Raw genomic sequence first — 15392 nt, forward strand, 5'->3', positions numbered from 1 at the left:
GTGACAAGATGGAAGAAGAAAAGAAAGAGAAAAAAGGCTTTTTTGCCCGCCTTGTATCAGGATTAACCAAGACAAGAGATAACATTGTATCCGGTATTGATTCTGTATTTCATGGATTTTCACATATTGATGATGATTTCTATGAAGAAATCGAAGAGATTCTGATTATGGGAGACCTTGGTGTACATACCACAGAGGCAATTTTGGACAAGTTAAAGGAACGTGTCAAAGAAGAAAAAATCAAAGAGCCGGCAGACTGTAAAGAGCTTCTGATTCAGAGTATCAAAGAGCAGATGGATGTAGGTGAGACTGCATACCGCTTCGAGGAAGAAAAATCTGTCGTTTTAGTCATTGGTGTAAACGGAGTCGGAAAGACAACCTCTGTTGGCAAGCTGGCAGGTAAATTAAAGAGTCAGGGTAAACGCGTGGTTTTAGCAGCGGCAGATACCTTCCGTGCAGCGGCAGGAGACCAGTTAAAGGAATGGGCGAACCGTGCCGGAGTAGACATGATTGGCGGTCAGGAGGGTGCTGACCCGGGCTCTGTGGTATACGATGCAGTAGCAGCTGCGAAAGCAAGAAAGGCAGATGTCCTTTTGTGCGATACTGCCGGACGGCTTCATAACAAGAAAAACCTGATGGAAGAGCTTCGCAAAATCAACCGTATTCTGGAAAAAGAATATTCCGATGCATACCGCGAGACCTTGGTAGTATTGGATGCTACAACCGGACAGAATGCACTGGCACAGGCAAGACAGTTTGCAGAGGTGGCAGACATTACCGGAATTATTTTAACGAAAATGGACGGAACCGCAAAAGGTGGTATTGCAGTTGCCATTCAGTCAGAGCTTGGCATCCCTGTAAAATATATCGGTGTCGGTGAAAGCATAGATGATTTACAGAAATTTGATTCCGGGCAGTTTGTAAATGCATTGTTTGATGTAAAGGAAGATTCGGGAGAAGAAGGAGAGACAGAATGTTAACATTAGATAAATTTGAAGAAGCAAGTGAAAAAGTAAAAGAAGTAACTTTGGAGACCAAATTAATTTACAGCAATTATTTGAGTGAGCAGACCGGTAACAAAGTATATCTGAAACCAGAAAATATGCAGTTTACCGGAGCATATAAGGTACGTGGAGCCTACTATAAAATCAGCACTTTATCCGAAGAAGAAAGAGAGAGGGGACTGATTACCGCTTCCGCAGGAAACCATGCCCAGGGTGTTGCCTATGCAGCAAAATGCTATGGTTGTAAAGCAACCATCGTTATGCCAACCACAACACCACTGATTAAAGTAAACCGTACCAAGAGCTATGGTGCTGATGTAGTACTTTATGGAGATGTTTATGATGAAGCATGTGCACATGCTTATGAACTGGCTGAGAAGCATGGATATACCTTTATCCATCCTTTTGATGATTTGACGGTTGCAACCGGTCAGGGAACCATTGCCATGGAAATCTTTAAAGAACTTCCGCTGGTTGAGTATATTTTAGTTCCAATCGGAGGAGGCGGACTGGCAACCGGTGTTTCCACTCTTGCCAAATTACTGAATCCAAAGATTAAAGTGATTGGTGTAGAACCGGCTGGAGCAAATTGTATGCAGGCTTCCTTTAAGGCGGGTAAGGTTACAACACTTCCGGCAGTAAATACCATTGCAGATGGTACCGCAGTAAAGACTCCGGGAGAAAAAATCTTCCCATATATTCAGAAGAACTTAGACGATATCATCACCGTAAGTGATGATGAGCTGGTCGTATCCTTCCTTGATATGGTAGAAAACCATAAGATGGTGGTAGAGAACTCCGGTTTACTTACCGTTGCCGCATTAAAGCATCTGAATGTGAAAGACAAACGGGTCGTATCTATCTTGAGCGGTGGAAACATGGATGTCATTACCATGTCTTCCGTTGTTCAGCAGGGACTTATTTTCCGTGACAGAATCTTTACTGTATCTGTACTGCTTCCGGATAAGCCGGGTGAGCTTTGTAAAGTGTCCGGAATCATCGCAAGAGAGCAGGGAAATGTTATCAAGCTGGAGCATAACCAGTTTGTAACAACCAACCGTACCGCGGCAGTTGAACTTCGCATTACATTAGAGTGCTTTGGACCGGAGCATAAACAGCAGATTATCAATGCTTTGGAAAAAGAAGGCTATAAACCAAAACAGGTTCGTACCAGCCTGTAAGGGACGTTTATTGGAAAAGGATATTTTTCAATTTCTTTGCAGACAGAAGAAAAAAGTATAGTTTGTAATAAAATAGAAAAAGCCGCATTGGAGAGGAAGAAAAACTTCAGCTCTGATGCGGCTTTTGGAATGGTAGATTATAATTTCTCCGGCGTAAATACACCGATATCATTTCCGGTTCCACTAAGTGGCATCTGATAACAGGCAGAGTCATTGCCGTATTCATAGAAGTAAAGGCACTGTGAGGTGGTATGTAATGCGGTATAATTACCGGATATCAGTAATTCCTCATTGCTTCCGTTGGTGAGACAGCGGTAGATACCGGCACCCTCTCCATTTTTTTGATAATAGATATAATCCCCGGTGACGTTGTAGCAGTCAATTCTGGATGGGATGATAAGGTTGGCAGCACCGCTGCTTAAGGAATAAGTGCTTAGTCCATAATCGTTGTCACCATCCATATAATAAGCCGTGTCATTGATTACAGTCGGTTCATAACAGGTGCAGCTATAGAGTGTAGCAACAGAGTTGTCGGCAGTATCAAGCTGCAGGAGAGAGTGGGAATCGTTTTCGCCATTAAAGTACATATACTGTCCATTAGAGGAGCAGGTCTTATAAGGAAACTTAGAAACCTGTTCTTTTTTTGTGCCGTCGATTTTTATCCGATACAGGGTAGAAGCCGTTTCTTTGTCATAGTGGATGTAGTAAATATAATTTCCGTACAGTCCGGCATAAAGACTTGGGTCGTCATCTAAAATGGTAACCCTGCCTCCATTACGGTTGATACGGCATAAGCTGTTAGTTCCAAAATTCAGAAAAGAGAAATTAGTATCCTCACTCTTGTTGTTTCGGACATAGTAAACATAGTGATCATCTGCATTGATATAAGAGACGGTATCATCGGAAAGCTTCTTCATATCAGAACCATCAGGATTCATGGAATAGAGTCGGTGGTTGTCGGAAGGATTACTGAAGAAAACAGTGCCGTTGCTTTCACAGAAAAGTCCGCCATTATAAAGATTACCGGCAGAATTTCCATTGACGTAACCGGAATTCATTTTTGTGCGGTTGAGAAAATGAATCAGACAAAAAACTGCAATCAGAATAAGAATAATTGCAATCGTGATAAAGAGCTGTTTTTTTCGTTTGTTTTTCATAAGAATCCTCCTTTGATGTTATATGTAATCAGACGATTGTGAAATTTGGAAATACGACAGGAGGATGTTTTGATGTGTTCTGTGGCGGAGTTTGAGACCTTGTCTACTGCAGAAAGCATGTGGTTCCCCGGTGTGAGTCTCTCTGATGTTAGTGTGTCGTTCCGTTGCTTTGACTGGATGGCAATTTTGTCCGGCTGTAGCGGATACATCCTTTCGTCTGCAAGGGGCACTGAGAATTTCATTATTATATCGCATCGTTGTGGCAATCGGCGCAAATTCACATCCATGTTCAACTTGCGCCTCGCTGGCACGTCCTGTGCCAGCGTTGCCGGTTGTTGATGGAATTCCAAGTGCCCCTAACAGACTACGGAAATTGTATCCGCAATCAGCCGAACGAAGTTGCCATTCTGTCAAACATTGGAAAGACATACTTTTATACAAAGAGAGACACATGCCGGGAGAAGCACCGCATTCTGCAGTTAAGGTTGCAGCTCCTCTAAAGAACACATAGAACTTTTCTATAACATTTCCAAATTCCACAATTCTTACGATAAAATTATAACTTTCTTTCGGGAAACTTGCAACCGAAATAGGAATGGTATATGATAGAAAAAAATAATAAGGTGAAAGATAACAATGAAAGATTTAAAAGAGATAAGAGCAGAAATTGACAGCGTGGACAAAGAGCTGGTGTCACTGTATGAAAAACGTATGGCACTGACTGAACAGGTGGCAGATTATAAGCTTTCTACCGGGAAAAAAGTCTTTGATAAGGCAAGGGAAGAAGAGAAGTTAGAAAAGGTAACTTCCATGGTAGATGACCCGTTTTTAAAGCGTGGAACAAGAGAGCTTTTTGAACATCTGATGAGCATGAGCAGAAAAAGGCAGTATCAGAAACTGGCAGAAAAAGGCATTATGGAGCCGATACCATTTGAAGAGGTAGCGGCACTTCCGGATAAAAATATAAGAATCGTATATCAGGGAGAAGAGGGCGCATACAGCCAGATGGCAATGCAGCAGTTTTTCCATGATACCACAAACAGTTATCATGTGCAGACCTGGCGGGATGCCATGGAAGCAATCGCAAAAGGAGAAGCAGATTATGCAGTGCTTCCGATTGAGAATTCTTCTGCCGGAATTGTGTCAGAAAATTATGATTTGCTGGTAGAATATGATAATTGTATCGTGGGAGAACAGATTATTCCAATAGACCACTGCCTGCTCGGAACGAAAGGCTCAAAGCTATCTGATATTGAACAGGTATATTCCCATCCGCAGGCACTGATGCAGTGTGGCAGATATTTGGACGAGCATCGGAACTGGGAAAAACACAGCTTTAAGAATACTGCCATGGCAGCAAAAAAAGTAAAAGAAGATGGTCTCCTAAGACAGGCAGCCATTGCCAGCCGTCTTACTGCCGATATTTACAGGCTTGATATATTGGACGAGCATATCCAGGATAACAGCAATAACTGTACAAAGTTTGTCATTGTAACCGGCCGTAAGATATTCTTAAAGAATGCCGGAAAAATCAGTATCTGCTTTGAAATTCCGCATGAAAGTGGATCTCTTTATCATATGTTATCCCATTTTATCTTTAATGATTTGAACATGAATAAGATAGAATCAAGACCATTAGGAGAGCGGAACTGGGAATATCGTTTCTTTATTGACTTTGAAGGAAATTTAAATGAGAGTGCAGTAAAGAATGCATTGCATGGAATCAAAGAAGAAGCTGAAAACTTTAAAATTCTTGGAAATTATTAGAAAGACAGGTAAGACATTAAGATGAAACATTCAGGAGAATTAATTTTATATAAGAACTTTGAAAATGGAGAATTATTTTATAATTTTACATGGATTTTGGAAAACTATGATAGTGAATTTTACAATCGGTCTGATATAGTAGAATTGTATTATAGATGTTTGAACCAACTGATTGAACTGGCAGTGAGCCACGGTTTTGAAGGAAATCTGTGGCACTGTTTTCTTGCGTTTATTATGGTAAATAATGAAAATGCCTACAGTACCGCCTGCGAAATGAAAGGAGCAGTAAACGGAAGTATCAATGCGATTGCAGCCCATGATTTTGCTATTTTAAAAGAAATGTTTGATTATAACTTAAATGAAGTGGCAAAGACTCTGGAAATTGATGATATGGATGTGCTTCAGAATTTCAAGGGACCGGATGATAATGGAAGCGTATTTAACAAACGTATCCGTGACTGCATCTGTGAACTGGCTGTAGAACTGGCAGGAGCAAAGGATACCAATGCATTTCAGGACAGCGTAACCGGATTCTATGCAAGATTTGGTGTAGGAAATCTAGGCTTACATAAGGCATTCCGTATCCAGAATACCAACGGTGTTGTAGAACTGGCACCGATTACCAGAATCGCTCATGTGAAACTCGATGACCTGGTAGGCTATGAAATTGCCAAGAAGAAGCTGGTGGATAATACAGAAGCTTTTGTAAAGGGAAAGAGTGCCAATAACTGTCTGTTGTTTGGTGATGCAGGTACCGGTAAATCAACCAGCATAAAGGCAATTGCCAATCAGTATTATGAGCAGGGACTTCGCCTGATTGAAGTTTATAAGCATCAGTTTAAAGATTTGAACACGGTTATTTCCATGATAAAGAACCGTAATTATAAATTTATTATATATATGGATGATTTATCTTTTGAGGAATTTGAAATTGAATACAAATATTTGAAAGCTGTAATTGAAGGTGGGCTGGAGAAGAAACCGGACAATGTGCTGATTTATGCAACCTCAAACCGTAGACATCTGATTCGTGAGAACTTTTCAGATAAAGAGGAAGTGCGTGAGGATATGCATACTTCTGATACCGTACAGGAAAAACTTTCACTGGTATATCGTTTTGGTGTATCTATTTACTTTGGAGCACCGACCAAGAAAGAATTCCAGCAGATTGTAGTAGAACTGGCAGAAAAGCAGGGAGTACATCTTCCGGCAGAAGAGCTTTTAGCAGAAGCCAACAAATGGGAGTTAAGTCATGGTGGACTTTCCGGAAGAACCGCACAGCAGTTTATCAATTATATGTTAGGACAGGAAGTGTAACAGAAGATTTACACAGGAGGAGGAGCACGGATGAAGACTTTTGCAGCAATTTATATCGGGTCTTATGAAATCAGCATGAAAGTGTTTGAGCTTTCCATTAAGAGAGGAATCCGGGAAATTGACCATGTCCGCCATAGAATAGAATTGGGAAGGGATGTTTATTCCCAGGGATATGTCGGATATGAAACAGCGGATGAATTGTGTCAGGTGCTGAAAGAATTCGTGGGGATTATGGAGATGTACCGGACGGATGAGTATGAAGCATATTCAGGTCTTGTCATCCGGGATGCACAGAACGAAGCATTTATTTTAGACCAGATACGGATTCGGACCGGACTTAATGTGAAAGTGCTGAGCAATTCGGAACATCGTTTTATCAGTTATAAGACGGTGGCATCCCAGAAGAATTTTGAAGATATGACCAGTCAGAATGCAGCAGTAGTTGATGTAGGTGGTGGCAGTATGCAGATAACACTTTTTGTAAAAGGAAAGGTAGTTACCACACAGCATCTTCTGATTGGAATTATGCGTGTGCAGGAGAAACTCTTTGACCTTGGCATGCAAAGCGGTAATTATGAGCAGCAGATTCAGGAAGTTGTAGATAAGGAGTTAGAGGTCTTTAAAGCTCTTTATCTGCCAAAGGATGGCATCCGTTATGTCATTTTTATGGGAGATTATATCTCTGCATTTATGCCGAAAATCAGTAAAGAAAATGGCAAATGTATGGTAGATGCGGACAAGTTCTATCGTTATACGGAGAAGCTGAGAGCAAAGAATACAGGACAGATTGCAAGAGAATTAGGAATCACCAACGAGAGTGATACATTGCTGATTCCGGCACTGGTTATCTATCGTCAGTTAGTTGCCACATTAAATGCCCAGAATGTAGTAGTTCCGGGTGTGAATGTAAATGATGGTATAGCATATGATTATGCGCAGCGGCATAATATGGTGAAAGCAACACATGATTTTGAAGAAGATGTAATATCTGCGGCGGAATGTATGTCCAAAAGATATTTCGGCTATCAGCCACATCTTGAAGCATTAGAGCAGATGGCAGTCCAGATATTTGATGCCATGAAGAAGATTCATGGATTGGGAAACAGAGAGCGGCTGATGCTAAGGACAGCAGCCATTCTCCATGACTGTGGTAAATTTGTCAGTCTGGTTAATGGACCGCAGTGCTCCTATGACATTATTATTTCTTCGGAAATTATTGGATTGACTCATCTGGAGCGTGAAATTGTGGCGTCTACGGTACTTTATAATACATTACCGATAGACAGCTATGACAGACTGGCAGATAAGATGGATCATGACAGTTATCTTACCGTAGCCAAGCTTGCAGCTATCCTTAAGGTGGCAAATGCCATGGATAGAAGCCACAAGCAGAAATTTAAGAATGTAAAGACATCTGTTTCCGGAAGAAATCTGATTATTACCATAGAGACGGAAGATGATGTGACCTTGGAAAAGGGACTGTTTGAGTCCAAGGCGTCCTTCTTTGAAGAAGTATTCAGTATGAAACCGGTGATTAAAGTGAAAAAGGTCTATAGTTAGGAGAGTATGCGAATGGAAAAATTAAAAGAATATACGAATCCGGAATATTATGAAAACCGTGAGTTGAGCTGGATTAAATTTAATGGCAGAGTATTGAATGAAGCAAGAGACAAATCCATTCCGCTGCTGGAGCGGTTAAAATTTGTCAGCATTACTTCTTCAAATCTGGACGAATTTTTCATGGTACGTGTGGCTTCTTTAAAGGATATGGTACATGCGGGCTATAAGAAAACAGATATTGCCGGTATGACAGCGTCTGAACAGTTAGCAGCCATTAATCATGATACCAGGGAACTGGTAGAACTGCAGTATTCTACTTATAACCGTTCCCTGATTCCACTATTGAATGCAAGAGGAATCTATATTGTAGATGCCTATGAAGATTTGGAGGATTTTCAGGCAGAATATGTAGACCGTTATTTTGAAGAAAATATATATCCGGTACTGACACCGATGGCAGTGGATGCATCCAGACCATTTCCGTTGATTCGCAATAAGACATTAAACATTGTAGCTTTACTGGAAGAAAATCCGAAGAAGGATGACCTCCTTGGCAAAGCAGAAGAGAAGAAGCTAAAGGCAGAGGGTAAAAAGGGAGGAACCATTTATGAATATGCAACCGTTCAGGTGCCATCTGTATTACCAAGGCTGATTCCGATTCCATCCGTAAAGGAAGGCGAGAAATCCTTTATCCTGTTGGAGCAGATTATTGAGAAGAATATTTCCAAATTGTTCTTAGGTCATAAAGTGGTCTGTGCTTATCCGTATCGTATTATGCGTAATGCGGACCTTTCCTTTGATGAGGACGAAGCAGAGGATTTACTGAAAGAAATTGAAAAATCCTTAAAGAAACGGCAGTGGGGCGAAGTTATCCGGCTGGAAGTGGAATATGGCATTGATAAGCGTCTGCTGGCATTTTTAAAGGATGAACTTCGGGTAGAGTCAGAGGATGATATCTTTAAAATCAATGGACCGATTGATTTGACTTACCTGATGAAGATGTATGGACTGGAAGGCTGTGATGATTTACGTTACAAACCATATACTCCACAGCCGGTGCCACAGATCCAGCAGGGAGAGAGTATCTTTGATGCGATTAAAAAAGGTGATATTTTACTGCATCATCCATACCAGACCTTTGATCCGGTAGTCGAATTTATCCGTCAGGCAGCCAAAGATCCGGATGTACTGGCAATCAAACAGACACTTTACCGTGTCAGCGGCAATTCGCCGATTATTGCATCACTGGCACAGGCAGCAGAAAATGGCAAACAGGTATCTGTTCTGGTAGAATTAAAAGCCCGTTTCGATGAGGAAAATAACATTGTCTGGGCAAAAAAATTAGAGAAAGCAGGCTGCCATGTCATCTATGGTCTGGTGGGCTTAAAGACCCACAGCAAGATTGCACTGGTCGTAAGAAGAGAAGAAGAAGGCATCTGCCGTTATGTACATCTTGGAACCGGAAACTATAACGATTCCACTGCAAAGCTGTACACAGACTGTGGTATCTTTACCTGTTCGGAAGCAATCGGAGAAGATGCAACAGCAGTATTTAATATGTTATCCGGTTATTCTGAACCGCTGTCCTGGAACCGGCTGGTGGTAGCACCAATCTGGCTGCGGAAGCGTTTCTTGAAATTAATTGAGCGTGAAACAAAATACGCCAGGGCGGGAAAGACAGCCAAAATTGTTGCCAAGATGAATTCTCTTTGTGACCGTGATATTATTGCAGCTTTGTATGAAGCATCAGCAGCGGGAGTGCAGATTGATCTGGTTGTACGTGGAATCTGCTGCCTGAAGGTAGGCATTCCAAAGATCAGTGAAAATATCAGAGTGCGTTCCATTGTAGGAAATTTCTTGGAGCACAGCAGAATTTTCTATTTCTATAATGATGGACAGGATGAAATTTACATGGGAAGTGCTGACTGGATGCCACGTAACTTAGACCGCCGTGTAGAGATTATTTTCCCCGTAGAAAATGAAGAGTTAAAGCATAAAGTAATGCATATTCTGGATGTGGAACTGGCAGATAATACGAAAGCACATCTCCTTCAGAAGGATGGCACCTATGAAAAGGTTGATAAACGTGGAAAGGTGCTGGTGAATTCACAGCTGCAGTTCTGCAGGGAAGCAGAAGAAGCAGCACCAAAGCCTGCGGATGTGGTAAAAGACCGTATTTTTATTCCGGCAGAACCGGTAGAGGACTAAAGAAATCAGACACTTTTGCCGATATATAATATGAAACCATTGAAATAAAGCTCCAGGGAGGGGATTGTCGCATACGGATATGACGGTTATTTTAAGGTTCCGGTTGTTTTGCTCGTTCACGAGCAGGAAAGACAGCAGAATAGAGGGTATTCGGATGAATCCAGCCGGAAAAAATGTTCCGAAAATGAATTTGAACGAATCTTTCGAAATGCATTAGACGAGGTGAAAGACAAAAAATAGAAAGTATCTATAAAGAGGGACTGTTGTTTTAAAGAAATTGTAAAATGACAGTCCCTCTTGGTGTACATGAGTAGTAAGCTATCTGCAATACAGCGCATTTTTAATATCCGATAAAATATAATAAGGAATCGGCATATGTCTTGTTCCGTTTCCCATGGAAATATAAGGTTTGTTACTTCCGTGGAAGTCAGAGCCACCGGAAATAAGCAGATGATATTTTTGTGCAAGCTTCTTAATGTTTCGTTCATCGCCAAGCTGGTAGGTGGAATAGACGGCTTCAATACCATCTAAATGGCTTTCTTCTACCAGTGTCTGAACCAGAGCGTCCAATCGGTCTGCATTCATGCGATAGAGTACCGGATGGGCTAAAATGGCAAGACCACCGGCATGATGAATCAGGGAAATACCTTCCTGCGGAGAGATTTTAGGACGGTCTACATAATAAGGACAGTCATCCCCGATATATTTACTGAATACTGTATTCATATCTTTGGCAAGACCATGATTTACAAGGTATCTTGCAATATGTGCTCTTGTAATGACTGCATCCGGAAATTCTCTGATAAGACTGTCATAATCAATGGCAAGGTGTGCCTCCTGCTGCAGTTTATCAACCATCAGGCGGTTGCGGTCTGTGCGGGAAGAACGGAATGCATTTAATTTGTTATTAAATACTTTATCGTCCGGGTTAATATATAGCCCGACCATATGGATTTCACGGTCATCCAGTTCACAAGAGAGTTCAACACCGGCAATGACTTCCGGTGCATCCGGGGAGTTAAGCCGCAAGGTTTCTTCCTGTGCTTCTTTAATACCATCGATACAGTCGTGGTCAGTAAGGGCAAAGGCACATATCGAATGACGTATGGCTTCATGAACCAGCTCAGATGGAGTAAAAGTTCCGTCAGAACAGGTTGAATGTACATGTAAATCAATAAATCCTGTTTCCATGGTATAATCCTTTCTAACAGCTCGAAATAATTATTTTTTAGAATTATTTATGAATATGATTATAAGAGTAATCTTTCGTTTTGACAATCCGGAAGAAATGAGAAAAATCTTTTGCGTATAAAAACAAAGTCCTATATACTGCAATTAGGAAAAATAATCTGCAGGGGGCAGGAAGCATGAAAAAAAATTTAGAAGTAAGTATGCTTGGAACATTTCGAATGCAATATGGAAATCATTCCTTTATCATAGACCGGAAATCAACGACAAAGACGAACCGGCTGCTTCAGATCATTCTGCATGCGGGTACAGAAGGGGTAACAAGGGAAGAACTGGTGGGAAGACTTTGGGAAAATGAGGAGGTTGCAAACCCATCCAACAGTTTCCGGGCAATTCTTTTCCGGGTGCGGAAACTGCTTAAGGAGCAGGGACTGCCGGAGAGCGATTATATTATAAGCCGAAAGGGAGTTTATTGCTGGACGCCGGAAATTCCGTATCATTGTGATTGCATTTCTTTTGAAGAGAAGGCAGAGCATGCATTGAAACAGGCGGAAGATTTTGGAAAAGCAGAATTAGAGGAAGCAGTCAGGTTGTACCGTGGAGAATTTTTGCCGGCACTGGGAGCATCAGAATGGGTAATTTTCTGGGCAACGAAATACCGGAAATTATATATGTCCTGTGTAAAGAGACTGTGCGGAATTTACCGGGATGAGCAGGAGTATCAGAAATTATATGAGATAGCAGAAAAAGCAGCGGTACTTTATCCACTGGATGACTGGCAGGTATACCAGATGGAGGCATTGATTGCCATGAAGCGTTCCAAAGAGGCGGTGGCATTATATCATAAGACAGAAGAAATGCTGCTGGCAGAGCTTGGCAGTGAGCCTTCAAAGTCTATGCTGGAACAATTAAAACGAATCAGCAGCTGTGTTACGGAGGATGCCACTCATATTCAGGCAATACAGGAGAAGTTGGAAGAAGAGAGAGAGGAAGGAGCATTTTACTGTTCGTATCCTGTTTTCATTGAAAATTACCGCTTCGCAAAACGGGTTTTGCAGCGTACGGGAAAGAGTGCGTGGCTTCTTATGAGCACCATTACCGATGGGAAGGGGTATGCTTCAGAAGGCGGTGTTCATTTCGAATACATCCGGGCAGAACTGGAGCAGGCATTGAAAAACTCCCTGCGCAGCGGGGACCTGTATACCAGATACAGCACAAACCAGTATCTGATACTTTTAATAGGTATTGAAGAAGAAAATTGCGGACTTGTGATAGAAAGAATCAATGACAACATGGAACGGACGGCTGGAAAGAAATATGTGAAATATCATAAAGTACTGGTGAATAGAACAGACGAGTAGATACGAGGAGAAATACAATACAAACAGGAAGATTTAAGTACAATTCGGAAGAATAAAGAAAAAATAGAAAAATATAACGCTTTTTATAACACAGAGTATGCTATGATTGGTTATACAATTCATAAATCAACAGGAAATGGATAAAATGAATAAAAGGAGAAAAAACATGAGAGTAGCCAAAATGTTGGGAAAAAGAATTACAGCTTTTGTAATGGCGGCATTGATGGTATTGTCCTTATCCGGAATAACCGGGATGACAGTAAAAGCTGCCGAAAAGGATGATACAATTACGATGCAACTGCAGGATACGAAGAAAATCGAGTGTTCTGCATGGATTGCTTACGAAACCAAATGGAGTGTTACCAGTGGAAAAGATAAGGTAACATTAAAAAATACAAATAAGAAAGAGGTATCTGTAACTGCGGATAAGACAGGAACAGTTACCTTGAAGTGCAAGTATAAGAATTATCTCTTTCAATGGAAAACAGAAAAATATACCATTAAAATCAGTAAGAGAACTCCGGTATTTGAAGAGAGCATTTCAAATCTGACGTATAACGGAAAAGTCCAGACACTGAATGCAAAGAACTTTGTAAAGGATGGTCCAAAGAGTGGTATTGCTGGAACCTGTGACAAAGAGATTTTAAATGCAGGAACTTATACTTATACGATTACAACACCGGCAACAGATGTATATGAGGCAGGAAGCAGGACTTATACGGTAACTGTAAATAAGGCAGAGGCAGTAATTAAGGAAAAACCATCTGCAACAATCAATCATATGTCCGGAAAACTGAGAGAGTCCCATCTGAATGGCGGAATGGCAGTAGCGGTCAATGATGAGAACCAGGAACTGGAAGGCCATTTTGAGTGGCAGAGCCCGGATGAGACACTGTGGTTTAATACTACCGGAACTGCAATCTTTGAAGATGTAGACCATCATGTAGTATTTGTGCCGGAGGGAAATGCAGCAGAGAACTATAAAGAGACTGTATTTATTGTACCGGTAAGAACCTATTTAAAAGCATTGTATGCAAATCTTACAGCCAGTGATTTTGAATATAATGGCAGTAATGATGAGAAAAACTTAAGCTGTGATGCGAATGCATACAGCTGGGGAATTGAAAAAAATCCAAGCATTTCCATTACTTATACTTATTATGATGAGGCAGGAAATAAATTAAGCAAGGCACCGGTGGATGCAGGAACTTATACGGTAATTGCAACAGCCAGTGCAAAGAAATTTGAATCCGCAGACAGTAATGAAGCAACCTTTACTATCCAGCAGAAAACGTTGACGAATGAAATGGTAACTGCAAAGGATACTGAGTATACTGGAAACACAGTTGCAGTTGTGGTAAAGGATGGAGACAAAACATTAGTAGAAGGAAAAGATTATACTGTAATATACAGTGGAAGTAATCCAAATGCAGGAGAGACATCAGCAGCAATTACCGGAATCGGTAACTATAAAGGAACGGTAAATACAACCTATACCATTCTTCCGAAAGAAGTGGAAAATGACAGCGTGATTGCAACTGCAAAGGAAAAATATTATACCGGAAAAGCAGTAACACTCAGTGAAGAAGATGTAACTGTAACTTATAATGGAAAAGTATTAACAGCAGGAAACGATTATACTGTTGGTAATTACAAAGATAATGTAGAAGAGGGAACTGCGCTGGCAACCGTAACCTTTACCGGTAACTATAGTGGAACTGTAAATGTAAGCTTTGGAATCAGTAAGATTCGTGCAAAAGTATATGCCAAATATGGAAATGGAAAACTGCTGCTGTTAAGCGGAAACTGTATTTTAGACCCGGCTGTATTAGAAGAAGCAGCAGATTATGCAACCACAGAGGAAAGCGTAATCCGTGGATTCATCTTAGAGGATGAAAATGCAGGTGTAGTGACAACATATACAAAACTTTTCCGCAATACAGAGGGTTATAACGTATATGTAAAGGTAGCAGATACATTTACACAGAAGGCAGAGTTCTACATCCGGAAAGCAGGAACTGTCCGTCCGGAAGGAACAGTTGGTGATGCAACAGCAAATTATGATTATGTGGGAAGAGCAGCAGTTTCTTTAAATCAGCTGAAAGTGACAACTGATATGTCCGGTTTTACTGCACCAGCGTCTTTTGATGCAGAAAAGAATTATGATGGAAAGATGCCGGTAACCCTTGCATCTGTTTTAGATGCATATGCAGCAAACAGTGGCATTGCAGGGGATGATGCAAGATTCTACCGCATCGAATGGTACCGGATGATTAATCCGAATTCCTGGCATATTGATGGAGAAATTGTTGATAACAGTTATACCGTTACTTTTATGGTAGACGGAAATGTATATCAGGAAGTACGCGAAGTAAAGGGAACGGAAGTTTCTGTAACAGATCCTGTAAAGGCAGAGACAGAGACAACAACCTATGAATTTACCGGCTGGACTTTAGAAGATGGCAGTAAAGTAAATGTTGCAGATTTAAATGATAGTACCGTAGTGTATGCTTCTTTTGATGAAAAGGAGAAAGAAACTGAGCCGACCGAGCCAGTTGGACCGACTGGGCCAACCGAACCAACCCAGCCGACCGAACCGACTGAGCCAACCGAACCAACCCAGCCGACCGAACCGACTGAGCCAACCGA

Annotated in this window: 9 protein-coding genes and 1 pseudogene; 8 read left to right on the forward strand and 2 right to left on the reverse strand. The window is 41.2% G+C overall.

Features of this window, described 5'->3' with window-relative positions; all coding sequences use genetic code 11:
• Positions 1–8 precede the first annotated feature (8 nt).
• A complete protein-coding gene (gene ftsY / locus OCV43_RS04700; protein WP_262623533.1) occupies positions 9–980 on the forward strand; it encodes a signal recognition particle-docking protein FtsY in 972 nt (323 codons plus the stop codon).
• Entirely contained in the window at positions 974–2185 is a 1212-nt protein-coding gene (ilvA, locus tag OCV43_RS04705; RefSeq protein WP_117947014.1) for a threonine ammonia-lyase, read from the forward strand. Before ftsY ends, ilvA begins: the two co-directional genes overlap by 7 nt.
• Positions 2186–2322: 137 nt before the next feature.
• Here the strand turns inward: ilvA and OCV43_RS04710 are convergent, their stop codons facing one another.
• The gene (locus tag OCV43_RS04710) at positions 2323–3342 is read right to left on the reverse strand and encodes a DUF5050 domain-containing protein (RefSeq protein WP_262623534.1); all 1020 of its coding nucleotides are present in this window, start codon (positions 3340–3342) and stop codon (positions 2323–2325) included.
• Between the two features lie 636 nt (positions 3343–3978).
• Between OCV43_RS04710 and pheA the strand changes: the two genes are divergently transcribed.
• Genes pheA through OCV43_RS04730 form a run of 4 tightly spaced genes read left to right on the forward strand, consistent with a single transcriptional unit; the run spans position 3979 to position 10194 of the window.
• On the forward strand, positions 3979–5109 hold the full coding sequence (pheA, locus tag OCV43_RS04715; protein ID WP_022244094.1) for a prephenate dehydratase: 1131 nt from the start codon (positions 3979–3981) through the stop codon (positions 5107–5109).
• A 21-nt stretch (positions 5110–5130) separates the two neighbouring features.
• A complete protein-coding gene (locus OCV43_RS04720; protein WP_117698734.1) occupies positions 5131–6426 on the forward strand; it encodes an ATP-binding protein in 1296 nt (431 codons plus the stop codon).
• 30 nt (positions 6427–6456) lie between these two features.
• Positions 6457–7986: a Ppx/GppA phosphatase family protein gene (locus OCV43_RS04725; RefSeq protein WP_022244096.1), complete on the forward strand. Its 1530-nt coding sequence runs from the start codon at positions 6457–6459 to the stop codon at positions 7984–7986.
• 12 nt (positions 7987–7998) lie between these two features.
• The gene (locus tag OCV43_RS04730; protein ID WP_022244097.1) at positions 7999–10194 is read left to right on the forward strand and encodes an RNA degradosome polyphosphate kinase; all 2196 of its coding nucleotides are present in this window, start codon (positions 7999–8001) and stop codon (positions 10192–10194) included.
• 318 nt (positions 10195–10512) lie between these two features.
• Here OCV43_RS04730 and OCV43_RS04735 read toward each other — a convergent pair whose 3' ends face one another.
• Positions 10513–11385 carry a PHP domain-containing protein gene (locus OCV43_RS04735; RefSeq protein ID WP_262623535.1) on the reverse strand — a complete coding sequence of 291 codons (873 nt, stop codon included), beginning with the start codon at positions 11383–11385 and terminating at the stop codon, positions 10513–10515.
• 176 nt (positions 11386–11561) lie between these two features.
• Here OCV43_RS04735 and OCV43_RS04740 point away from each other — a divergent pair, with 176 nt between their 5' ends.
• Together OCV43_RS04740 and OCV43_RS04745 are read left to right on the forward strand one after the other, a co-directional pair.
• Positions 11562–12743: an AfsR/SARP family transcriptional regulator gene (locus OCV43_RS04740; RefSeq protein ID WP_262623536.1), complete on the forward strand. Its 1182-nt coding sequence runs from the start codon at positions 11562–11564 to the stop codon at positions 12741–12743.
• A gap of 166 nt (positions 12744–12909) precedes the next feature.
• A pseudogene (locus tag OCV43_RS04745) lies at positions 12910–15392 on the forward strand (hypothetical protein); the annotation flags it as partial.

It is taken from the genome of Roseburia amylophila (assembly GCF_025567465.1).
Lineage (GTDB): Bacteria > Bacillota > Clostridia > Lachnospirales > Lachnospiraceae > Roseburia_C > Roseburia_C amylophila.